Consider the following 23,142-nt stretch of genomic DNA (forward strand, 5'->3'; position numbering starts at 1 on the left):
CAGGTTCCATTGATAGTTTTTTCCAATACTATTTCACAATAAGATTGTATTGGATCAAGGCAAGCCCTCCCCCATATCGAGGGAACCATGACGGCTGCCCCCGTTACATGTGTCCCACAAAATGGAGGTTCCCTATGAAAGACAGCCCCAAGGTCAAAGCGTTCTCGCTTGAAGTTCGGTTGACCAAACTGCGCTTGAAGCATCAGACGCTGAAGGCGCGGATTGCGCGCGAGATGAAGCGTCCTTCGCCCTGCAGCGCCACGTTGCAGTTGCTCAAACGTCAGCGCCTGCGCCTCAAGGACGAGATCGTGAGCTGCGCCAACAGGCTCCGCGCCCTGGGACGGCGCAACCTTGCAAGCGGGCCGATGCTGTCTCGCCCGACATCATAAGCTGAGGCCTTCGGCTTCGGTTTACCTCATCTCATGCGAGCATGAGAATTATCGAGGTTGCCCAAGGTGGGGCGGCGGTGGAACATTTCCCCAACGCCCCTTCCCCGCAGCAAAGCAAAGGCACCCTCATCATGCGTACAGAAGCCAAGGCCGTGGTCATCGGCGGCGGGGTCATCGGTTGTTCGATCCTTTATCACCTGACCAAACTCGGCTGGTCCGATGTGGTGTTGCTGGAGCGCGACGAGCTGACCTCGGGATCGACCTGGCACGCGGCGGCCAATATCCATGGCCTGCACGACAGCACCAACATCTCGCGCATCCAGCACTATACGATGACGCTCTACAAGGAGCTCGAGCAGGAAACCGGCCAGGGCTGCGGCGTGTTTCAGCCCGGATCTCTCTATCTGGCGCAGACCGAAGACCGCGCGCACCAGCTGCGTCTGCAGGCCGCCAAGGCCAAGCTCTACGGGATGAACTTCTACGAGATTTCCATCGAGGAAGCTCAGGAACTCAACCCGCTGGTGAATTTCGACGGGATCCGCTGTGTCATGTATGAGCCCGATGGCGGCAATGTGGACCCCTCCGGTGTGACACAAGCCTACGCCACCGGCGCGCGGCAACGCGGCGCCGAGATCCATCGTTTCACGCCGGTCACGGCCACAGAGGCGCAGCCTGATGGCACCTGGATTGTAAAAACCCCCAAGGGCGACATTCACACCGACTGGGTGGTGAATGCAGCGGGTCTTTGGGGCCGGGAGGTGGCAAAACTTGCGGGCCTCGAGTTGCCTCTGCAACCCACCGAGCATCAGTATTTTGTCACCGAAACGATTCCGGAGATCGCCGGAATGGAGCGTCGCCTGCCATCTGTATCGGATCGCGACGGGGAATATTACCTGCGCCAAGAGGGACAGGGGCTTCTGGTGGGTGCCTATGAGAAGGGCATGAAATTCTGGGCCGAGGACGGCACGCCCCTGGATTTTGCGCATGACCTGTTCCCCGACGACCTCGAGCGCATCGAAGAAAACATGATGAACGCCATCGAACGTGTGCCTGTGGTGGGGGATGCGGGCATCAAGCGCGTGATCAACGGACCAATGATCTGGTCACCCGATGCCAATGTGTTGTTTGGCCCGGTGCCGGAGCTTTCGGGCTATTTCTGCTGCAATGGCATCATCCCCGGCTTTTCGCAGTCCGGCGGTATGGGCCTGATGGCGGCGCAGTGGATGATCGAGGGCGAGACGCAGTTTGACATGTTCAACTGGGACGTGGCGCGGTTTGGCGACTGGGCCACAAAGGAATTCACCAAGGCGCGCGTAGAGGATCAATATGCGCATCGGTTTGCGATCCATTTCCCAAATGAAGAGCGCAGCGCAGGCCGCCCCGCCCGCACCCGCCCGATCTATGAGATGCAGCGCGAGATGGGCGCGGTCTTTGGGCTCAATGCCGGATGGGAGCACCCCTTGTGGTTTGCGGATCAGCCCGGCGCCGAGGACACCAATGGCTTTACCCGGCAGAACTGGTGGGGGCCGGTGGGCGAAGAATGCAAGATGCTGCGCGCGCGTGCCGGCATCATCGACATATCGAATTTCGCCAAATACCGCTGCAAAGGCCCTGATGCCGAGGACTGGCTGAATGCGGTATTTGCCAATCGCATGCCAAAGGCGGTGGGGCGGTCGTGCCTCACGCCCTTGATTTCAAAGCGCGGCGGGATCGCCGGGGATTTCACCGTCACACGGCTGGCGGAGGATGAATTCTGGGTCATCGGCTCCGGCATGGCGGAGCGCTATCACAAGCGGTTCTTTGGTGCGGTGCCCTTGCCGGAAGGGACCTCGTTTGAGAGCCTCACCCAGGAGGTCTGCGGTTTCAACGTGGCAGGCCCCAAGTCGCGCGAGATGCTCCAGCGCATGACCAATGAGCCTTTGGACACCGCCTCATTCCCCTTCATGCGCAGCAAACGACTGATGCTCGCAGGGATCAATGTTGTGGCGTTGCGCGTCTCTTTCACGGGGGACCTCGGCTGGGAGTTGCACTGCGCCACAGAGGATCAGGAAAAGCTTTATATCGCGTTGATCGAAGCAGGCCGAGAGTTCGGCGCCGGCCCCGTGGGCAGTCGCGCCCTGATGTCGCTGCGCGTCGAGAAGGGCTATGGCTCCTGGAGCCGCGAGTACAGCCCCGAGTACTTCCCGCATGAGGTGGGATTTCAGCCGCTGTGTAAAATGGACAAGGATTTCCTCAACAAATCTGCCGCCGAGACCGCGATGGGCACGCCTGCGCGCGAGGAATTGGTGCTGCTGCATCTCACTGCCGAGGATGTGGAGGCCTCTGACGCCGATGCCACCGGGGGGGAGCCGATTTTCAAGGACGGACGCGGTATCGGGCGGGTAACATCGGGCACCTATGGATACACGGTCGGCATGTCTCTGGCTCTTGGCTATGTCAAAGACGCCAAGCCCGGTGATACCGTCGAGGTGATGGTGCTGGGGCGCGCGCACCGTGCCGTGATCCTCGCCGAGCCGCCCTTTGACCCCAAGGGCGAGCGGCTGCGCGCCTAGGACAAAACAGCCGGTCGGTTCTGCGGCAGGAGCGCCGCGATACCGGCGCTGTCACCGCCGTCGATGAGCGCGCCAAGGTGACGTGCGGTGGTGGGGCCAAGGGTGAACCCCTGGTGCCCATGCCCAAAATGAAACCACAGGCGGTCGTGGCGTGGGGCGGCACCGACCATCGGCAGCATATCCGGCAGAAACGGACGCGTGCCGTGCCAGATCGGTCCGCCCTCGGCAGTGCCGAGATCCATATAGGCGGCAAGACCTTTGGCGCCTCGATCCAGCTGGCGCGCATCCGGCACCCGGCCAGAGGCCTCCAGCGCCACGCCACAGGTCATGCGCAAGCCCCCTTTCATGCTCGAGAGCACAATACCGTGTTGGGCGTCATGCACGGGGCGGCGCAGCTTGGGCCCCGTGGGATACATGCGATGCGCGCCGTGTTTCATGATCATCCGCACCCGGTAGCCCAGTTGGGCCAATATCGGCGGCGTCCATGGCCCGAGCGCGATCACGGCATGCTCGCCGTGCAGCCGCCCGGCCTCTGACATGAGCGCCCAGGCCGACCCCTCCGGGCGCAAAGTGCTGGCATCGCCGGTACAAATCTCTCCGCCCCGGCTCTGGAACAATGCGGCATAGCGCGCGACCAGTTCGCCGGGGGCGGCGCAGCTCCAGACGTCGCGCCAATGGATGCCCCCTACGGGTGGGCGCTGATACAACGGCTCCATCTTGCAAAGCTGCGGCCCGCTCATGGCCGTTGCCTCGACGCCATAACTTTGTCGCAGCCGCTCGAGATCAGAGGCCAGGCTGTCAAACATGGCCGCATCCTGAAAGACCGACAGATAGCCATCCTGCGCGATCAGATCCTGTGCCGCCGCCGCGGTGATCCAACGATCATGATCGGCGCAGGCGGTGCGGATCAGATGCGCGTTGGGCTGCGACAGGGCGAGATGGCGGTGCGGATGCGAGTAGCGATAATACTGCCAGAGCGCGGGCAGCTGGCTTAGCACGCCGCGCAGGGACCAGATCACGTCGTTGCTGCGTCCAGACAGAATACCAAGGATCTCGGGCAGCGCGCGGGGCATGGCGTAGGGCTCGGCCGCTTCGGCCTGAATGAGCCCCGCATTGCCATAGCTTGTCTCCTGCCCGGGGGCTTTGCGATCCACAACCGTGACCGCGTGCCCGCGCGCCTGCAGTTCGAGCGCCGTCGAGATGCCCACCATTCCGCCACCAAGAACCAGAATTTCGGACATGAGCGCAGGCTCCTCAAGGCAAAAGATATTCTGTCACGCCCGCCAGGGGCAGCGGGCGCGGTTGGTGTTTGTAAAATCGAAAGGCGCGATGACGCGCTGAGATCAGCCTTTGGCGGCGATGATCAGGATTTCCACGGTGAAATCGGGCGTGGCGAGCTTGGATTCCCCACAGGCCCGCGCCGGTGCGCGCCCCTCAGGCACCCAGGCATCCCAGACGGCATTCATCTCGGCAAAATCGCTCATATCCGCGAGCCAGATGGTGGCCTGCAGGATGCGCTCTTTGGAGGAGCCCGCCTCGGCCAGCAGCGCGTCGATCTTGTCAAGGCAATCCTGCGTCTGCTGGGTGACGCTTGCGCCCGCGGTGCCGACCTGACCGGCAAGGTAGATGGTGTCGCCATGGGTGACGATCTGGCTCATGCGCTGGGTGGTGTGGGCGTAGGTGATATCGCTCATAGTAGTCTCTTATGGTTTGAGGATTAAAGGAAATCTCAGCGTGCAGCAGAGGTAAATCCGCCAAGCACGCGGGTGAGGTTATGACCGAGGCTGTCGGAGATGTAACCGCCTTCCTGCACAAAAAGCGTTGGAAGGCCGGCGCGGGCAATTGCCTCGCCAATGCGCGAAAACCCGTCGCCGGTAACCTGAAAGCCCTGAAACGGATCGTCCACGGAGGCATCAAGGCCCAGCGCGATCACAAGCACATCGCACCCAAAGGCGCGCACCCGGTCAAGACAGGTGTCCAGTGCATCCAGGAACGGTGCATCTTCGGTACCACGCGGCAGCGGCAGGTTGAGGTTATAGCCCCGCCCCCGGCCCTCGCCGCGCTCAGAACTGTGGCCCCAGAAGAACGGGTAGAAGTCCGCAGGGTCGGCGTGGATCGAGAGCGTCAGCACGTCGTCGCGATCATAAAACAGCCCCTGCGTGCCGTTGCCGTGGTGGACATCCACGTCCAGAATTGCGGGCCTGAGGCCCCGATCCCGCAACAGCTGCGCCGCGATGCCGGAGTTATTGAGGAAACAAAACCCCCCCGCCATATCTCCAAACGCGTGATGCCCCGGCGGGCGGCAGAGCGCATAGGCGGCGCGCTCGCCCTTTGCAATCAGGTCGGCGGCGGTGATCGCAGTCTGCGCCGACCAATAGGCAGAGCCCCAAGTGTCGGCATTGATCGGACAGGAGGTATCGGCCTGATGATAGCCCGCCTGCCCTAGCGCAGACCGCGGATAACTGTCACGGCGATCTCCCGGCTTGATATGAGAAATCACCTCGGGGCCTGCGCCTTCGATCTCGCTCCAGCGGGCGTGGATGGTCTGCAGGAAGGTCAGGTATTCCGGCGAATGCAGCGCCGCGATGGGGCCAAGGCCCGCATCCTCGGGCGCTGTGAAGGTACAGCCTGCCGCCTCCGCGCCGCTGCGCAGGATCTCGGTGCGTTCGGGTTGTTCGGGATTGGGCTTCATCACCCCAAAGGCCATGAACTGGCTGGGGTTATGGGCGCGTTGGCGGGGATCATAGATCGCTTTCATGCGGGGTCTCCTTGCGGCCTTAGCCAAAGACAAAATTGGGCAGCCACAGCGCCACCTCGGGCACAAATGTGGTGATCAGCAGCGTCGGCAGCCATGCAAACAGGATCATGATGAAGGTGGGCTTCAGCATCTCGCTCACGGGTGTGTCGGTGACCTTTGCACCTAGATACAACAGCGGTGCCGTGGGCGGCGTGATGTTGGCCATGCCGAGGTTGACGCCAAGGACGGCGGCAAAATGCACCGGGTCCATTCCGACGCTTTGTACGATGGGCAACAGGAGCGGTGCTGACAGCAACAGCCCTGAAATATCATCCATCAGCATACCGATGAGGATCATCACCAGATTGACCATCAGCAAGATCACGATCGGGTTGTCCGAGATCGAGAAGATCAGATCCTTGGCCATCCCGGGGATGTCTTCAAAGACCAGAAAGCGGCTGACGATCACTACCACAAAGACCATCAGCATCACCACACCGATGGTGGTGCCCGCATAGCGCAGGGTCGGCCAGATATTCTGAGGCGTAAGGCCGCGATAGATGAACAGGCCAACGGGAATGGCATAGATCACCGCCACGCCTGCGGCCTCGGTCGGGGTCATGATGCCGCCGTAGATACCGCCAAGAATGATGATCGGCATCAACAGCGCCGGAAAGGCCCGCCCACCGCGGCGCACGAATTCCTGCGGGTAGCTTGCCGGGCGTTCGAGCAGTTTCAGGTCCGCCTTGCGCATCAGTACGTAGTTCACCATGCACAAAAGCGTAATCAGGATAAGCCCCGGCACCACGGTCGAAAGGAAACACTTCAGCACCGATTGCTGCGCCACCCACGCATAAAGGATCTGCGACGACGACGGCGGGATCAGGAGCCCCAAGGGACAGGCCGCCACAATCAGCGCCGCCGCCGGGCCGCGCGGGTAATTCGCGGCCTTCAGGTGCGGCATCATAATCGACCCGATACAGGTCAGCGTCGCCGCCGCAGAGCCCGAGATCGAGCCGAAGATACCGCTGGCGAACACCGCCGCCGCGCTGAGCCCCCCGTGGATGCGCCCCACCAGAAGCTCCGCCACCGACACCAGCGGCGCCGCGATCCGCCCCCGCTCCATGATAGCACCTGCCAGAATGAACAGCGGAATCGCAAGCAGCACGATGGAATTCATCTTCCAGTGCCCCGTGGGCAGGAACCCGGTCACATCATGGCCGCCAAAGACGCCGATAAAGACCAGCACGCCACCAAAGGCCAGAGGCACGCTCACCCCAATGAGGAGCAGCACACACAGGATAAAAAGACTGCCGAGAATAATCATGGGCTCAGGCTCCTTGGGCGGGGTCGCTGTCGGCAGAGACCGCAAACCGCGTCGCCGGGAGTTTCAGGAAAACAAAGAACCGCAGCGCGCTATAAAGCCCCATCAAGCCAAAGCCGAAGAAGATCGCCGCACGCGGCACAAAGAACGGGATCTGCAAGGCAATCGTGGTCTGATAGCGCGGGTAATCCCCGATTTCCTCGATCATCATCACCGTGGACCAGTAAAACAGCACCAAGGTCACCAGGAGTTCAATCGCGGTAATGAGGATCGCCCGCGCGCGCCGCTTGACGGGATCAAGGATCACAAAATCCAGGAGATCGGCGTTTACATGCGCGCCCTCCCAGGTGCCGATGGCGGCCGCGATGAAATAGAGCCAGAAACAGATGATGAGCAGCCATTCCTCGTAGGCGAACAGATCAGCGTTGAAGCCATATCGGAACACCACCACAAAGAAGAACGTCAGCGCCATGGCGATACAGCCAAAGCACACGTAGATGGTCTGAAGCCGCAACAGGATGCGGACCAGCTTGGCCAGCCCTGCGGGCAAATCTTGGCTCAGGTCTTTCATGACGCGGTCACCGTCCAAAGATCATTTGAGGATCATAAGGTCACAGGCCCCGCAAAACGGGGCCTGCACATACTGAGATCAGGGCGATCAGTTCTTGGCGGTCATCAGGCGGTCGATGACGTCCTGACCAACGATCTCGGCAATGCCGGGCCAGACGTCCTTACGCACGGTTTCAGCAATCGCGCTGCGTTCGGCGTCAGAAACTTCAACGACCTCGTAACCGGTCTCTTTAAGCTTATCGATATAGCCCGCCTCATTCGCCTTGGCCTCGGCAAAATAGGTCTGTGCGGCCTTGTCGAAGGCGGCCTGTACGGCGGCGCGCTGTTCGTCGTTCATCTCTTCCCATGTTTCCATGGAGGCGTAATAGGTCGTGTTCTCGACCACTGCGCCATAGGGGATGAAATACTTGCCCACATCCGAGGTGGCAAAGGCGCTATAGGCCAGCTGCGCGGTGCAGCAGATGGCCCCGTCCACGACGCCGGACTGGATCGCGGGGAAAACCTCACCCCAGTTCATCGTGGTGGCGTTAAAGCCCATGGCCTCGACGGTGTTTTTGATCACCTGGCTCGACCAGACGCGAATATTGACGTCCTTGTCGCCGACCGAGGTGGCGTTTTCAGGAAGGTTCTCGGCCACAACGCCGATGAAACCTTCGGGTGCATTGGCCAGAAGTTTCAGCCCCAGCCCCTCCAGACGCTCGGCAAAAATCTCGTTAAAGGCGCTGTCCTTGTTGAGATAGATGTCTTCCATCTCATCAAAGCTCGACACCAGATAAGGCAAGGAGTTGATCTCCAGCACCGGGTCACGATGCGCGTAGATCACGGAATGCACCAGATCGACGTTGCCGCGCGCGGCGTCCTCGAACAGCTCTTCGCCAGAGCCCAGCTGCCCCGCCTCAAACAAGGTCACCGAGAGGCCCACATCAGCGCCTTCGATATCCGCTTCGATCTGCTTCAGAATGTCATTGCCGAAGTGTTCGACCGGGACGACCCCGGCGAGTTTGAGCCGCATGTCTGCCGCGTCTGCAGCGCCGAGCGACAGGGTGAAAGCAGCCGCCGTGGCTGCGGTGGTCAAAAGTGACTTACGCATGAGAAAAACTCCGTTCCCTGTTGTCAGTGTGACGCGTCCCCTGGTGGCCCCTCTGTCGGCTTTTGCCGCTTCTGAAGAAGGCCGGGTTCAACGCCAAGCTTCGGCGAAATTTGCGAAGGGATAGCAAATAGATCAAATAGATAATTGATTACCCCTGCATAGATTCTGATAATGGTCCTGAATATACGTCATCTGGCAGCTCACACTCAGGGCCGACAGACCCACTCTCAAACCCTTGATTTTAAAAACATGACACCACCAGATCAGGTCCATCCCCGCCCCCATATCGACCCGGAACGTCTGACCCGCGAGATGAACTGGAACCTCCTGCGCACCTTTGTAGTGCTGGCCGAGAGTGGCTCCATCACCGAGGCAGCAGAGCGTTTGCGCCTGAAACAGCCCTCGGTTTCGGTTGCGCTCAAGAAGCTTGAAGACCAGCTAGGGCAGCACCTGATAGATCGCTCGCCGGGGCATTTCACCCTCACCAAGGCCGGCCAGATGCTCTACCGCGAGGCGGTCAACATCAACGGCTCCATCCTGCGGCTGGCGACCCTGATGCGCACCGTCACCCCTGAAATCAGTGGCCATGTGCGAATCGCGGTGGCGAGCCATGTGCTCTGCCCGCTGTTTGACAGTGTGATCGGCGATTTTTACGCCGCGCACCCAAAGGCCAGCCTTGCGATTGACGTGATCACCAGTGGCGATGCGATCACCGCCGTGGCGGCCAAGCGTGTGAGCTTTGCCCTCGCCCTTGTGCGCGAACAGGACCCAAACCTGCGCTATCTGCCTGTCTACCGCGAAACCTTCGGATTGTTCTGTGGCCCCCGTCACCCGCTCTTTGGCCGCAGCGATCTGACCCTTGAGGACCTGAAGGGCCATGCGGCGGTGGTGTTTGACAATGACCGCCTGCAGGACGCGCTGCAGGATGTCACCCTCTTACGGGCCCGCGCCGCCCTCGCACCCGAGATCACGGGCGTTTCTGAAAACCTCGAGGAGGTCCGCCGTATGATCATGGCAGGGCTTGGCATTGGGCCTTTGCCCAAACATGTGGTCGCGCGCGACATCGAGGATGGTCTGTTGTGGCAGGTCCCTCCGTTCGAGGACCTGCCCGAAGTCGACGTCTATCTGATCTGGAACCCGACAACCGTGCGCAACCGCGCCGAGGAAACGCTGCTCACCACTCTGATCGAGCGCCTCGAAACCGTCCCCTTTGCCGAGCGTTCCTATGCCTGACCTCTCAGTTTTCACTTTTTCATAAAGACCTCATTTCAACATATCAGAGCGGCGCAACCTGTGGTCAGGACACAGCACCCTTGCGCCATCCCCCACTCGGAGCTAGGGAAGCGCCATGCGCATCATTCGGGACTATCAATTCGTCGAAGAGCAGGATCGCGGGGCCACCGTTGCGATCGGCAATTTCGATGGCGTTCACCGCGGACACCGCTCGGTCATTGATCTGGCACGCAAGGCCGCGCCCGATGCGCCCCTCGGCGTGATGACATTTGAGCCTCATCCGCGCGAGTTCTTTGCCCCCAATGCCCCGCCCTTCCGGCTGATGTCGGCAGAGGCACGGGCACATCGGCTGGAAAAGATCGGCGTGGAGAAGCTCTATCAGCTCAATTTCAACCACGCGCTCTCATCGCTGACACCCGAGGAGTTTGCCCGCAATGTGATCGCCGAGGGACTCGGCCTGTCGCATGTGGTCGTGGGGGCCGATTTCTGTTTCGGCAAGGGCCGCGCAGGCACCGTCGAAGATCTGCAACGCTTCGGGCAGGACATGGGGTTCGGCGTCACCATCGCGCCTTTGATGGGGTACTCAGAACACACCGTGTCCTCGACTGCGATCCGAACCGCGCTGAGCGAAGGCCGCCCGCGCGACGCGGCCGCCATGCTGGGCCATTGGCACCGTATCGAAGGCGAAGTGATCGGCGGCGAACAGCGCGGCCGCACGCTGGGCTTTCCCACCGCCAATCAGTCCATTGACGGCCTGCACCCGCCGGCCTTTGGCGTCTACGCGGTGCTGGTCGATGTGCTCGATGGGCCGCACAAGGGCAGCTATCATGGCGCAGCTTCGGTCGGCGTGCGCCCGATGTTTGATGGCGAGCAGCCCAACATCGAGACCTATCTCTTTGATTTCAAGGGCAACCTTTATGGCGCGCATCTCTCCGTGGGTCTTGTGGATTACCTGCGCGCCGAGCTGAAGTTCGACGGGCTCGAGCCTTTCATCGCGCAGATGCAGGCCGATTGCGATCAGGCCCGCGCCATCCTCACATCGCTCTGAGGGGGTGACATGACCAATCAGATCGACCGCAACGGGCTGACGCCGAAGTTCTGGGAGAAGAAGCCCCTGAAGACACTCTCGCAGCGCGAGTGGGAGGCGCTCTGTGACGGGTGCGGCAAATGCTGTCTCAACAAGCTGGAGGACGAGGACAGCGGCGAGGTTGCGCTCACCCGTGTGGCCTGTCGCCTGCTCGACGATCAGAGCTGCCAATGCGCGCATTACGAGACCCGGCACAGCTTCATTCCCGAATGCATCGTGCTGAAACCTGAAAACCTGGACACCCACGCCTATTGGATGCCCCAGACCTGCGCCTATCGCCGACTTTGGGAAGGGAAATCCCTGCCCGACTGGCACCCGCTGGTGACGGGCGATCCGGACAGCGTGCATCGCGCCGGGGTCTCGGTGCGCGGCATGACGGTGTCGGAATTCGACACGCCGCTGGAGGAATGGGAAGACTACATTATCGAGGAACCGGTCTAAGGATACGCCCGGAGAGCGCTGACCGACCCCAGAGCCGATCAGCACTGGCTTATCTCTGAGACCAGAACGCCCGCAACACCTCGGCCACCGCTTCGGGATGTGTCACCGGCACCATATGGCCTGCGCCCTTGATGACGCTGATCTGCGCCTCTGGCATCCGCGCCGACAGCGCGTCGGTAACCGCGGTCATGATGGGCTGCGTCGCACCGCCCTGCATCACCAGCACCGGCATCTCGAGCGCCTCGAGCGCACCCGGCGCAAGCAGCCCGGCCGCATCGTCATAGACCTGGCTGTCACAGTCCATCACCGCCGGAAACGATCGCACCATGGCGGCGCGGGCATGCTCTGGCAGATCCGGCCATTTCGGATGGCCCGTTCCCCAGGCCCGGTTAAAGAGCCGGGTGGCATATTCCACATCGCCCGCCGCATAGGGGCTCCGCACCGCCATGTGATCGGAACGCATCTGCTCGAGCGCGTCCGGGTTCTGCACCTTGGCGGCAGCAAAAAGCACCGGCTCGATCATCACGAGGCTCCGCACCAGGTCCGGGCGCATCTCGGCCATGGCCAGCGCCACCGTCGCCCCGAAGGAATGCCCGATCAAGTCAACCGGCCCACCCGTCTCTGCCACCTCCGCCTCCAAGAGACACAGCCCGGCCTCGGCATTGCGACGCTGCAACAGGCCCTGCCCGTCCCAATCCGGGCTCTTGCCGTGCGAGAGCATGTCAAATGCGGTGCAGCTGACACGGTCCTCGCCCAAGGCCCCAACAAGCCCCCGCCAGGCCCCCGAATGCGCCAGCGAGCAATGCACCGCCACCAGATGACGCGCCCCGGTGCCAAACTTTCGGTGATAGACCTCTTGCGGCAGCGCGCTCAGATCGAGGCTCACGCGCCCTGCCCCGCAAGATGCTCGTCAAGATCAACCAGACGATCCTGCCCCCAGAACTTCGCCCCGTCGGATGTGACATAAAACGGCGCGCCAAAGACATCGGCGTTCACCGCATCCTCGAGATTTTGCGCATAGATCTCCGCGCCGGTCAGAAGGCCGCTATCCGCAAGCGCGGGGTCAAAACCGGCGCTCTCCAACAGCGATTTCACCACATCATCCTGCGCGATGTCGCGCTCCTCGGCCCAGACGGCCCGCAATGTGCCATGGACAAGTGCGCCAAGATCCCCGCCGCCCGCCTTTTGCGCCGCGATGATCGCATAAGACGAAGGCGCTGCATTGGTCGGCCAATGGGCGGGCTTCAGGTTCAAGGGCAACCCGGTGCGCTTGGACTGACGCTCCATCTCGATAAGGCGATAAGCCTGCCGCGCCGGATGACGGTCCTTGGGCGGCGTGCCCCCGGTGCGGGCAAAGAGCGCCATGATGTCAAACGGCTTGTAGGTCACCGCAGCACCGTGGCGGGCCGCGATTTCCTCGAGCCGCTGCCCAGCCAGATAGCTGAAGGGCGACAAAGTTGAGAAATAGTAGTCGATTGACAGGGAAGAGGCGGTCATGGCGAGAATTCCTCGTGCTTAGAACTAGGCCTGACCCTATGTGCGTGTTAAGCGGGGTTCAATATCACGAATCTGTCACATTGCTGCCTGGGGAAAAACAGCCAATGCCGACCTTGAACGAACCCAAGTTGATCTCTGGGAACGCCAATCTTCCGCTCGCTAAATCGATCTCGCGCCGCATGAGCATGCACCGTGGTGTCGACCAAGACCTCGTGAACGCCCGTGTCGAGCGTTTCAACGATGGCGAGATCTTTGTCGAAGTCTACGAGAACGTGCGCGGCGAGGATATGTTTATCATCCAGCCGACCTCGAACCCGGCCAATGATAATCTGATGGAGCTGTTGATCATCGCCGATGCGCTGCGCCGTTCCTCGGCCCAGCGGATCACCGCAGTGATCCCTTACTTCGGCTACGCCCGTCAGGACCGCCGCACCAAGGCGCGCACACCGATTTCAGCCAAGATGGTCGCCAATATGCTGACCGGCGCGGGCATCGAGCGGGTTCTGACCATGGATCTGCACGCCGCTCAGATCCAGGGTTTCTTCGATATTCCGGTGGACAACCTCTATGCCAGCCCGATCTTTGCGCTGGACGTGAAGGCGCAGTTCAAGGACCAGATGGACGACCTGATGGTGGTTTCGCCCGATGTGGGTGGCGTGGCGCGTGCCCGCGAGCTCGCGAAACGCATCAACGCCCCCCTGTCGATCGTCGACAAGCGCCGCGAAAAGGCGGGCGAGATTGCCGAGATGACCGTCATCGGTGACGTCAAAGACAAGATCTGCCTGATCGTCGATGACATCTGCGACACCGCCGGCACCCTCTGCAAGGCCGCGCAGATCCTGCTCGACAATGGCGCCAAGGAAGTCCACGCCTACATCAGCCACGGCGTGATGTCCGGCCCCGCCGTGGAACGTGTGACCAATTCGGTGATGAAATCGCTGGTGCTGACGGACTCGATCCAGCCCACTCAGCCGATCCTCGACGCGCCCAATATCCGCATCGTGCCCACCGCGCCGCTCTTTACGCAGGCGATCCTCAACATCTGGCACGGCACCTCGGTGTCCTCGCTGTTTGAGGATAAGACCCTGATCCCGATCTACGAGTCGCTCTACAACAGCCAGAGCTAAGATCGCTCGGATTTCACCAAAACACCCCGCGAGATGTCGTGGGGTGTTTTTTTGTGGGCGTCGAAAAAATGCACCGCACATGGCCACGTCTGTTCAATGGTTTTCAAAGGACGAAGGTGAGACCAGGGGCAGCGGTACGCCCTGTCCGCGCCCTGTTAAAAGTGCGCAAGGGTACCACCGGGCGAGGCAAAGTATGCTTTAGGACAGCGCACTATGGTCCTTCGCGCGACGACTTCGGGCTTTGTGACCATTCCACTGAGGCTGCGGATTGAATGAATGCCGCCTTTCGGCAATAGATACGTTTCGCACAAGCGAGCCAACGCACACCCGAAGCGAAACAGATATCGTGCGGTTCGATGCTCAAATCGTTTTTTCAACAGAGAATTTGCATGAACGCCTCTAAACCAAACACCCCTCTAGAACTGACGGTGCTCATCATTGGCGCATATGGCCTCATCGGGTGTGGGGTCGCGCAGCGTTTAGAGCGCGACGGACATAGGATCATCGGGCTTGGTCGCGATACCGACACCGGGAAACGCGTCATTCCAACAATCGACTGGCTTCCCGCAGATCTTCGCTCATTGACCAAAGCGAGCGCATGGCAACCTTTCTTGGAAGGCATCAATGCCGTCGTGAATTGCTCCGGCGCTCTACAGGACGGGCCCGAGGATGACCTCGAGGTGGTCCACCACCACGCCGTGGCCGCTTTGGCTGAAGCTTGTGCGACCTCACAAGTGAAACTCGTTCAAATTTCGGCGGTAGGTGCCTCTGAGGATGCGGCAACGCCATTTCTTGCATCAAAGGGACGCGGTGATGCTGCGGTTCAGCGAGCAGGCAAAGATCACCATATCTTTCGACCCGGGCTCGTTTTGGCAAGACATAGCTATGGTGGAACAACCATGCTACGCATGTTGGCCGCATTTCCGTTGGTACAACCTCTTGCAGTGCCCGATGCCAAGATTCAGACGGTTGCATTGGATGATGTCGCAAAAGCCGTAAGCGCAGCACTTGCAGGTGATATTCCCAATGGCTTTGTTGGCGATCTGGTGGAAACCGAAACTCATTCGTTGCGCAACGTGGTGGCGTCAATCCGCGCTTGGTTGGGATTTGCGCCAACAAAACATGAGTTTCTGATCCCAAGTCTATTTACAATATCAATGTCGAAGATTGCAGATGGATTGGGAAGGCTCGGATGGCGATCGCCGTTGAGAAGCACTGCGATCAAAGTGCTGGACGATGGCGTAACCGGAGTTCCCACTGACCTCTCTCGGTTTGGGTTGTCTCCCGTCAGATCACTCTCGCAAACCTTGGCGAGTATGCCAGCGCGAGCTGAGGATCGACTGTTTGCTCGAATGGCACTGCTTACTCCCATCATCATTGCTACGCTCATTAGTTTTTGGTTTTTGTCTGGTGTCATTGGACTCCTCCAAATAGGGGAGGCTGCGCTTGTTCTTGAAAACGTCGGCTGGACACATGCCTTGGCAGCGACCAGCGTGCTTTTCTGGTCAATCGTTGATCTCGCTATAGCAGCGGCATTTGCCTACCGTCCCTATGCGAAAAAGGCGTGTTGGTGCGCCGTTGGCGTCAGTCTTTTCTATTTGGGGGCATCAACGGTTTTTGTACCGCACCTATGGCTTGATCCGCTCGGCCCGATGATAAAAGTCCTGCCAAGTATTGCTTTGGCTTTGGTTGCCCGTATTGCACTGGAAACGCGATGATTGTCTGGATTGATGTTGTGCGTTTGCTGCACGTCCTTGGCGCCTGTGTTTTGATCGGCACCGGAGCCGGGATCGCGTTCTTTATGGTCATGGCTCATCGCACCAGGGATGCGGCCAGTATCGCGCATACAGCCCATATTGTTGTCATCGCTGACATGCTGTTCACGGCAACGGCTGCGGTAGCGCAACCTATCACAGGCTTCGTTTTGGCTCGCTATTATGGGTGGCCCCTTTGGGAAGGTTGGATTGCAGTCTCGCTCGCGCTGTATGTATTTATTGGGCTTTTTTGGCTGCCTGTCGTGTCGATCCAAATCAAAATGCGTGACGAGGCCCGTACATCCGCCCAAACAGCGACACCGCTGTCAGCACGCTACATGCTGTTGTATCGCATTTGGTTCGCGTGCGGCGTCCCGGCGTTCCTGGCGATTGTTGCGCTGCTATGGCTCATGGTTGTCCGCCCCGCGATATGACACTGCACACCAGAACATAGTGAGCGCTTTGGATCTCCAGCCGCAGCTGATAGGCAGGTGATACCCTGTCCACCTTACGGTTCCCCATGCACACCACTGATCTTCTGCGCCTTGCCGCTCTGGTTTTCACCGCCGTCACCTGTGTTGTGCTTGGCGATACCGCAGGTAAAGTGCTGACCTCGGGCGGTGTGGATCCGGTGATCGTCGCTTGGGCACGCTTTGGACTTGGGGCTTTGGTGCTCCTGCCGCTGAGTGGTCTGCGTCTTACCGAGCTGTCGATTGCCCGCGACTGGAGGGTCTGGCTCAGGGCAGGCTTTGTCACCGCCGGGATTTCCTGCATTCTGACCGCGCTGCGCACAGAGCCGATCGCCAATGTGTTTGGCGCATTTTTTGTGGGGCCCGGCGTTTCCTATGTGATTGCGGTCCTGTTCCTGGGCGAGCGCCCCTCGCCGCTGCGCAGCCTGCTGCTGGGGCTTGGGTTCATTGGCGTCATGCTGGTGGTCAAACCCGGGTTCGGCGTGAGCTTTGGGCTGTTCTACGCGCTGGCGGCGGGGTGTTTCTATGGCGCCTATCTGGCAATGACCCGCACCGTGGCCGGCAGCTATCGACCGCGACTTTTGTTGATGTCGCAGCTGCTGATCGGCACGCTGCTGCTGACCCCGATGGGGCTCAGCGTGGAGATGCCGACACTTGACTGGACGATCTTTACGCTCCTGTCGCTGAGCGCGCTCGGTTCGGCAGTCGGGAACTATATTCTCGTGGTCGTGAACAAAACCGCCGAGGCCTCTCTGATTGCGCCGTTGGTCTACAGCCAGTTGATTTCGGCAACTGTGCTGGGCGTCGTGGTTTTTGGCGAGTGGCCCGATGTGATTTCGCTTTGTGGTCTTGGGCTGATCCTCCTGTCAGGGTTTGGCTCGCTTCTGGCCCATCAGCGCGCGACGCCGCTCTGAGCGGTGAGGCGGCGCGCCTTGGCCCGCCACCGGATCCTCCAAGAGGGTCTCGCAGATGCGGCTCAGTCCACATCCGGCTCGGTGAGATCAAGACTAGATGTCGGCACATAAGTGTCCTGACCGAATTGCAACGCGGCAAGCTCTGCCTTCTTCTCTGCAATCTGCTGCTCCCGATCGGCAACAACCTTGTCGAACCATTCCTTTTTGGCGTCCAAGAGATTGTCCGGATCCGCTTTGAAAACCGCGAGATGGGCCTCGGCCGCATCGATTTCCTTTTGCTTTAGCGCAACAAGTTCTGCCAGCGCATCTGCGTCGGATTGCAGCCCCAGCGCCTTGAGCGTCGATTTTTCCAGCTGATCCTTCAGGGCGTCGTTGTCTTTGACAAAATCATCGAGGAAAGTAACCACCCGAGAGGCTTCGGTGCTTTCTTCAAACGACACCGAGATGTTCACCGGCGTGTAGGTAAAAGGGGCGGTCTGCAGGCGCTGGACCTCGTTCACGAAGGGGGTGAATTCGGCGTTGCCCTGCAAACCATCCAATGATCCCAGGTTCAAAAGGTCCTGGATACTCTGAGGCAGAGCCGCGCTTGGCATCGCAAATTTCGACCAAGCGCCCCGCCCCAGCACCGCCTCGACGGTGGTCGGGCCAAAGCCGCCAAAGGCTTTGCTTGACTGGACGCTCACCCCCACATTGCCACCCGAACCGGTGACTGCTGACAGCTGATTGGCATGAAAGCTTGCCAGAGCGACGGTATTGTCGGAGGACGTGCCGAGGCTTGAGACCTTGATCGTGACACCAATGTCGCGCTTCTCCTTGCCCTCGGTGGCAAAGTTCATCACGTCGAAATAGACCGGCACATACCGAAACGCGCTGCCATCGGCGGTCACCTCAAGGCGCAGCTCAAGGATCGTGCCCAGTGAGCCCCCCTCGAGCACCGCGATCCCCGCCTTGGCCAGACGATAACCCGCCGTTTCATCCGAAAGCCCATTGGTCTCCGTTTCCTGCGTCCATGCCTCCACGGTTTCCTGATCCTGCGCGATTCGCTGCAGCAGGTCAGCCGTCCTGATCGCCCCGGCCTCGGTTTGGATCGGAGCCGACGCGGTCACAACGGTCAGGCATCTCAGCGCCGGGTTCAGAAACACCGGGCGGACCGTCTTTGTCTTTTCGGGGTCGTCCTTGGTTGGCGCGAGAACCTCCATCTCGTTTGCAACCCGGAACATATCGACCCCAATCATCCGCTCGGCGGTCTTGGGGTCAGGATTTGCCTTTTTGTTCAGATAGCTCACACCGGACTCAAAGGCTGTCTCGACCAGTTTCACCGCCAGTGCGGTTGCGATGGGCGTCAGCGCGCTCTTGGCACCATCCGCCGCCGGCTCGGGACGTTCGATGTCGATAAAGCGCACCGGCAAGGCAAAGCCCGGGCTCACATCGGCCGAGCGGCCAATTGTCAGGATGCAGTCATCAGAGGTCACGACGGCCATGTCAGTCGCGCGCGCCACATCCGCAAGGCTTGTCGCTGCGATCACTGCTGTCGCAAAGGGGAAACAGGCTTTCATCAAAAACTCTCCAACTCTTAAAATACATGTCGAATAGGAAGAGTGTACACGCGGGAGGGGACTAACCAAAGATATATTCGCCTCCCGCAGGTGGACCATGATGGGCCATCGCGCATCGTTATGAGCGCAGGGTCCGGGTCAGGCGCGTCTGAGCCGGAGCGCATTGGTGAGCACCGACACCGAAGAAAGCGCCATCGCCCCGGCTGCAAAGACCGGTGAGAGCAAGATCCCAAAAGCAGGATAGAGAGCCCCTGCCGCCAGCGGGATCAGCGCTGCGTTGTAAACAAAGGCCCAGCCGAGATTTTGCCGGATATTCACCAGCGTCTTGTGCGAGATCTGGATCGCTGTCGCGACACCGCGCAGGTCGCCCGACATCAGGACCACATCCCCCGCCTCGATGGCCACATCGGTGCCGGTGCCAATGGCAATCCCCACATCCGCTTGTGCCAGGGCTGGTGCGTCATTGATCCCGTCGCCGACAAAACCGAGCTTGCGCCCCCGCGAGGCCAGATCCCTGAGTGCGGATACTTTGCCTTCGGGCGCGACGCCCGCAACCACATGGCTGATGCCGAGATCGCGCGCGATGGCCTCTGCCGTGGCGGGCGCGTCGCCGGAAATCATCGCCACATCCTTGCCCATGGCGCGCAGGGCCTTGATCGCCTCGGCGCTGGTGGGTTTGATAGGGTCGGCAACCGCCAGGAGCGCCGCCAACTGCCCGCCAATGGCGGCATAGAGCACGCTTTCACCGCGCCCGGCGCGTTCCAGCGCCTCGGAGGCCAGCGCATCGACGCTGATGCCGGCTTCAGACATCAGGCGCGCGCTGCCGATCCGGATCTCGCGCCCCGCCACCTCAGCCGTGACGCCACGCGCCGTGAGGCTCTGGAAATTGCTGACCTCGCCAAGGCTCAGGCCCTCGTCCTGTGCCGCCGTTACCAAAGCGCGGGCGATGGGATGCTCCGAGCGGGCCTCCACTGTCGCCACCGAGGCCAGCACCTCTGCCCGTTCGAACCCTTCGGTCGGACGCAGCGCCACCAGCGACGGACGCCCCTCGGTGAGCGTGCCTGTCTTGTCAAAGGCAATGATATCGACCTCATGAAGCGATTGCAGCGCGTCCCCCTTGCGAAACAGCACCCCCTGTTCTGCCGCGCGCCCCGTCCCCACCATGATCGAGGTGGGGGTTGCCAGCCCCATGGCACAGGGGCACGCAATAATGAGCACCGACACGCCCGCCACAAGGGCGTTGGTCAATCTTGGCTCTGGCCCCACCAAGAGCCAGACTCCCACCGTTAGGACCGCCAGAACCATCACCACCGGCACAAAGCGCAGGGTGACCTTGTCCACGAGGCTCTGGATCGGGAGTTTGGCGCCCTGGGCGTCTTCGACCATGCGGATGATCTGGGCCAGCGTGGTCTCAGCGCCTGTGCGAGTCACAGCAACAGTCAGACTGCCCTCGCCGTTCACGGTGCCGCCGGTCACAGGCGCGCCTTCGGTTTTCTCAACCGGGATCGGCTCGCCGGAAATCATGCTCTCATCGACGTGGGCGGTGCCCTCCAGCACTGTGCCATCGGTCGGGATCCGTTCGCCGGGGCGCACCAAGATGCGGTCGCCGGGTGCAAGGTCCTCGACCTCGACATCCTCAGGCTGGCCGTCCTTGGTGAGACGCCGCGCATGGCGGGCCTGGAGACCCACAAGCGCCTGGATGGCGGCGCCGGTGCGGCCCTTGGCGCGCGCCTCAAGCCAGCGCCCGATCAGGATCAGGGTGACGATCATCGCCGCGGCCTCGAAATAGACCGCGCGCACATCGGCGGGCAACAGCGCGGGCGCAAAGGTCGCCACAAGGGAATAGATCCACGCCGCCCCTGCCCCAAGCGCCACAAGACTGTTCATATCCGGCGCGCCCTTGCGCAAGGCAGGCAGGCCCAGTGTAAAGAACGCCCGTCCGGGCAGGAACAGAACCGCCGTGGTCAGCAGGGCCTGCATCACCCAAGAGGTTTGCATGCCGATGGTCTGCGCAATCCAGTGATGCACGGCTGGCACCACATGACCGCCCATCTCGAGCAAAAATACAGGCAGCGTCAGCGCGGCGGCGATCATGACCTGACGGCGCAGGTCGCGCGCTTCACGATCCTTGCGGGCGGCGCGGTCCTCGGTGTCTGTTGCCTCTGCGGGGCGCGCACGATAGCCCGCCTGCGTGCTGGCCGCGGCCACCTCAGAGGGCGTCACCACACCTTGCAGGATCTCCACCTGCGCGCTCTCGGCGGCAAGGTTCACATTGGCCGAAACCACTCCCGGCAGCGCCTTGATCGCGCGCTCCACCCGACCGACGCAACCGCCACAGGTCATGCCCTCGATCGAGAGCTGCACGCTCTGATGGCGCGCAGGCTTGCCAAGATCGCGCAGGGCGCTGTCGGCCTGTTGCAGGGCCTCGGGGCTCTCGGCAGTGATTTGCGCGGTTTCATTGGCGAGGTTCACCGAGACGTCCCGCAGTCCCGGCAGGGCCGCCAATGTGCGGTCGACGCGCCCCACGCATCCGGCGCAGGTCATTCCTTCAATCGAGAGGCGGGCGGTGATCGGTTGGGTCATGAAGCGACTCCGTTATGGCCTGTTGTCTTCCATGTAGGGGTTCCGGTCACTGGAAGCTCAAGAGGGAATATGAGATTTTTCCCACAACACGCCATATTGGGTGAATTACCCTGCCCCGAGGGAAGATTTTGCGCCGGTGGGCAGCAGGACACCCGCTGCCCCGGTCACCCTCTGAGCGGGCAGGCTTGATCCTGAAGATCCACAAGCAGGCGTCGCAGCTCGGTGAGCTCAGCCAGTTTGACATCGACCGCGTCAATCCGATCCTGGATCAATGTGGCGGTTTGTGCGGCACTCAGATCGCGACTCGACAGGGTCGCTATCACATGCTCCATCTCGCGCAGGGTAAAGCCGATGCTCTGGCCCAGTCGGATCAGTTTCACCAGCCGCTCCATCTCGGGATCAAACACGCGATAGCCGTTGGCCATACGTTCAGAGCGGATCAACCCCCGCCGCTCATAGAGCCGAAGCGCATCCGCGCTGACCCCGGTGCGCTGTGCCAGATCCCCGATTTTCAACATCTGCTTGACCTTAGACTATAGTCCAACCTCTATACCGAGCCCCAACGCAACAGGAAAGGAAGAATCATGTTTTGCGATGGGATGAACAAAAAGGTCTACCTGGCCTCGGCTTGGTATGATCTGGCCATGTCGGTTCCCTTTGCCCTACCGATTACGCTGTCGTTGACATGGGGCTATGTGATGATCCCGCTCAACGCCGCGTTGGGGTTTGGGGTGCTTGAGCCACTTGAGACACATGGGGCGATGTTTGCCAATTTTTACGGCTCGATCGTGATGCTCTGGGCCCTCTTGCGGCTCTATCTCGCGGACGTGCGGTTGGCGGTGGTCGATGGAACGGGGCGGTTTCTCTACAGCATTGCGATGATCAACGCCCTGATGCACGGCGCAACGCCGCTCCTGTGGTTCTTCCTGACCGTGGAGATAACTTTCTGCGTTCTGCAGTTGGCGGGTGCGGTCGCGCGCTATCGACGTCAGGCCCCTCATCGTGGTGCTGAGACGCCCGTTTGAGACCACGCATCCTCAGCCTGGGGCGCGCGACTGCGCGCCTCAGGCGTGTCCAAGCAGACTCAGAGAGTGTCACAACGCCCGACTTGATTTGCACATGCACGCACTCCGTCGCGAAGGTGACTTGGAGACGGCGCCCATGCGATCCACACGCCCGACGCAACGCGCACAGGGCTCGGCTTCGGTCGAAAGAGTGGCCGGGATGGGATGGCTCATGGTGTGATCCCCCCTATGCGGATCTTGCGCGATTGGCCCTTATGTAGGGTCGCTGCGTGCTAATAAGGAAATACGAGATTTTCTGCCGCCAACAGAGAACAGCCTTCTGGACGTGGTGATTATCGTGCCTGCAGGGTTAGGTTCAAGCATAGCGCGAGACATACCAACTGTCGTCGACCGGAACCGGGACCACGTAGGTCTGCATCCGATCCTCAACACACAGCTTCAGGTGCAATTCCTTGCCCCCCGCTGCGGCACTGTCATAGACCGTAAAATGATCGCCGCATGTCACCAAGTAGGAGAAAATCTTCTGCTGCGTCAGAGGCATGCCATTTGTGGCAGGCTCGATGGGGTGCAGGATATGGTCTGCGTCCAAATCGCTCGGGATAGACCTGAACCGGATCTTATCGCCTTGGGAGATTTTGGCGGGCGTGATCTGCCTTTCCTTGCGAAATAGCCAATAAAGCACCGCCAAGAGGACAACCCATAAAACAAGCGACATCTGTAAACGCGCCACAGAGGCATCCCCAGAGGTCGCGGCAGCACCGCTCAGCAGCAGCCACAAGCAAAAAGGGCCAGC

22 protein-coding genes are annotated in these 23,142 nt (G+C 60.8%); 10 read left to right on the plus strand and 12 right to left on the minus strand.

From position 1 onward, the window contains the following. Positions 1 to 134: 134 nt before the first annotated feature. Together TM1040_RS14720 and TM1040_RS14725 are read left to right on the plus strand one after the other, a co-directional pair. Positions 135 to 389 (plus strand): YdcH family protein, encoded by a 255-nt coding sequence (locus TM1040_RS14720; protein WP_166485561.1) that lies wholly within the window; start codon positions 135 to 137, stop codon positions 387 to 389. A gap of 131 nt (positions 390 to 520) precedes the next feature. Further along, positions 521 to 2,941, plus strand: coding sequence for a GcvT family protein (locus tag TM1040_RS14725; protein WP_011539387.1), 2,421 nt, complete (start codon positions 521 to 523; stop codon positions 2,939 to 2,941). On the opposite strand, the gene TM1040_RS14730 is transcribed toward TM1040_RS14725, so the two are convergent. From TM1040_RS14730 to dctP, 6 genes are all read right to left on the minus strand, one after another. After that, positions 2,938 to 4,182, minus strand: a complete 1,245-nt coding sequence (locus TM1040_RS14730; protein ID WP_011539388.1) for an NAD(P)/FAD-dependent oxidoreductase — start codon at positions 4,180 to 4,182, stop codon at positions 2,938 to 2,940. The genes TM1040_RS14725 and TM1040_RS14730 overlap by 4 nt on opposite strands. Positions 4,183 to 4,284: 102 nt before the next feature. Further along, on the minus strand, positions 4,285 to 4,635 hold the full coding sequence (locus TM1040_RS14735) for a RidA family protein (RefSeq protein ID WP_011539389.1): 351 nt from the start codon (positions 4,633 to 4,635) through the stop codon (positions 4,285 to 4,287). Between the two features lie 35 nt (positions 4,636 to 4,670). Then, on the minus strand, positions 4,671 to 5,699 hold the full coding sequence (locus TM1040_RS14740; protein WP_011539390.1) for a histone deacetylase family protein: 1,029 nt from the start codon (positions 5,697 to 5,699) through the stop codon (positions 4,671 to 4,673). A gap of 19 nt (positions 5,700 to 5,718) precedes the next feature. Continuing rightward, positions 5,719 to 7,005 carry a TRAP transporter large permease gene (locus tag TM1040_RS14745; RefSeq protein WP_011539391.1) on the minus strand — a complete coding sequence of 429 codons (1,287 nt, stop codon included), beginning with the start codon at positions 7,003 to 7,005 and terminating at the stop codon, positions 5,719 to 5,721. A 4-nt stretch (positions 7,006 to 7,009) separates the two neighbouring features. Then, entirely contained in the window at positions 7,010 to 7,573 is a 564-nt protein-coding gene (locus TM1040_RS14750; RefSeq protein WP_011539392.1) for a TRAP transporter small permease, read from the minus strand. A gap of 87 nt (positions 7,574 to 7,660) precedes the next feature. Then, positions 7,661 to 8,662 carry a TRAP transporter substrate-binding protein DctP gene (dctP, locus tag TM1040_RS14755; protein ID WP_011539393.1) on the minus strand — a complete coding sequence of 334 codons (1,002 nt, stop codon included), beginning with the start codon at positions 8,660 to 8,662 and terminating at the stop codon, positions 7,661 to 7,663. A gap of 249 nt (positions 8,663 to 8,911) precedes the next feature. On the opposite strand from dctP, the gene TM1040_RS14760 reads away from it, so the two are divergent. From TM1040_RS14760 to TM1040_RS14770, 3 genes are all read left to right on the plus strand, one after another. Further along, entirely contained in the window at positions 8,912 to 9,895 is a 984-nt protein-coding gene (locus TM1040_RS14760) for a LysR family transcriptional regulator (protein WP_011539394.1), read from the plus strand. 115 nt (positions 9,896 to 10,010) lie between these two features. Then, on the plus strand, positions 10,011 to 10,943 hold the full coding sequence (locus TM1040_RS14765) for a bifunctional riboflavin kinase/FAD synthetase (protein WP_011539395.1): 933 nt from the start codon (positions 10,011 to 10,013) through the stop codon (positions 10,941 to 10,943). 9 nt (positions 10,944 to 10,952) lie between these two features. After that, the gene (locus TM1040_RS14770) at positions 10,953 to 11,423 is read left to right on the plus strand and encodes a YcgN family cysteine cluster protein (RefSeq protein ID WP_011539396.1); all 471 of its coding nucleotides are present in this window, start codon (positions 10,953 to 10,955) and stop codon (positions 11,421 to 11,423) included. Between the two features lie 49 nt (positions 11,424 to 11,472). Here the strand turns inward: TM1040_RS14770 and TM1040_RS14775 are convergent, their stop codons facing one another. Next, a complete protein-coding gene (locus TM1040_RS14775; protein WP_011539397.1) occupies positions 11,473 to 12,309 on the minus strand; it encodes an alpha/beta fold hydrolase in 837 nt (278 codons plus the stop codon). Continuing rightward, positions 12,306 to 12,920: a 2-hydroxychromene-2-carboxylate isomerase gene (locus TM1040_RS14780; RefSeq protein WP_011539398.1), complete on the minus strand. Its 615-nt coding sequence runs from the start codon at positions 12,918 to 12,920 to the stop codon at positions 12,306 to 12,308. The genes TM1040_RS14775 and TM1040_RS14780 overlap by 4 nt, the downstream gene beginning before the upstream one ends. 104 nt (positions 12,921 to 13,024) lie before the next feature. On the opposite strand from TM1040_RS14780, the gene TM1040_RS14785 reads away from it, so the two are divergent. The 4 genes from TM1040_RS14785 (at position 13,025) to TM1040_RS14800 (ending at position 17,185) form a co-directional block, all read left to right on the plus strand. Continuing rightward, entirely contained in the window at positions 13,025 to 14,047 is a 1,023-nt protein-coding gene (locus TM1040_RS14785) for a ribose-phosphate pyrophosphokinase (RefSeq protein ID WP_011539399.1), read from the plus strand. A gap of 389 nt (positions 14,048 to 14,436) precedes the next feature. Beyond that, entirely contained in the window at positions 14,437 to 15,765 is a 1,329-nt protein-coding gene (locus TM1040_RS14790) for an SDR family oxidoreductase (protein ID WP_011539400.1), read from the plus strand. Continuing rightward, positions 15,762 to 16,235: a DUF2269 family protein gene (locus TM1040_RS14795; RefSeq protein ID WP_011539401.1), complete on the plus strand. Its 474-nt coding sequence runs from the start codon at positions 15,762 to 15,764 to the stop codon at positions 16,233 to 16,235. Before TM1040_RS14790 ends, TM1040_RS14795 begins: the two co-directional genes overlap by 4 nt. Before the next feature lie 86 nt (positions 16,236 to 16,321). Continuing rightward, on the plus strand, positions 16,322 to 17,185 hold the full coding sequence (locus TM1040_RS14800) for a DMT family transporter (RefSeq protein ID WP_011539402.1): 864 nt from the start codon (positions 16,322 to 16,324) through the stop codon (positions 17,183 to 17,185). A 62-nt stretch (positions 17,186 to 17,247) separates the two neighbouring features. On the opposite strand, the gene TM1040_RS14805 is transcribed toward TM1040_RS14800, so the two are convergent. From TM1040_RS14805 to TM1040_RS14815, 3 genes are all read right to left on the minus strand, one after another. Then, positions 17,248 to 18,741, minus strand: coding sequence for a hypothetical protein (locus tag TM1040_RS14805; RefSeq protein WP_011539403.1), 1,494 nt, complete (start codon positions 18,739 to 18,741; stop codon positions 17,248 to 17,250). 138 nt (positions 18,742 to 18,879) lie between these two features. Next, positions 18,880 to 21,324, minus strand: coding sequence for a heavy metal translocating P-type ATPase (locus TM1040_RS14810; protein ID WP_011539404.1), 2,445 nt, complete (start codon positions 21,322 to 21,324; stop codon positions 18,880 to 18,882). Positions 21,325 to 21,488: 164 nt separating this feature from the next. Further along, positions 21,489 to 21,842: a MerR family DNA-binding transcriptional regulator gene (locus tag TM1040_RS14815; RefSeq protein ID WP_011539405.1), complete on the minus strand. Its 354-nt coding sequence runs from the start codon at positions 21,840 to 21,842 to the stop codon at positions 21,489 to 21,491. Between the two features lie 66 nt (positions 21,843 to 21,908). Here TM1040_RS14815 and TM1040_RS14820 point away from each other — a divergent pair, with 66 nt between their 5' ends. Next, positions 21,909 to 22,349 (plus strand): hypothetical protein, encoded by a 441-nt coding sequence (locus tag TM1040_RS14820; RefSeq protein ID WP_011539406.1) that lies wholly within the window; start codon positions 21,909 to 21,911, stop codon positions 22,347 to 22,349. A 355-nt stretch (positions 22,350 to 22,704) separates the two neighbouring features. Here TM1040_RS14820 and TM1040_RS20380 read toward each other — a convergent pair whose 3' ends face one another. Then, positions 22,705 to 22,938 carry a hypothetical protein gene (locus TM1040_RS20380; protein WP_166485562.1) on the minus strand — a complete coding sequence of 78 codons (234 nt, stop codon included), beginning with the start codon at positions 22,936 to 22,938 and terminating at the stop codon, positions 22,705 to 22,707. Positions 22,939 to 23,142: the final 204 nt, after the last annotated feature.

Source organism: Ruegeria sp. TM1040, from assembly GCF_000014065.1.
Taxonomy (GTDB): Bacteria; Pseudomonadota; Alphaproteobacteria; order Rhodobacterales; family Rhodobacteraceae; genus Epibacterium.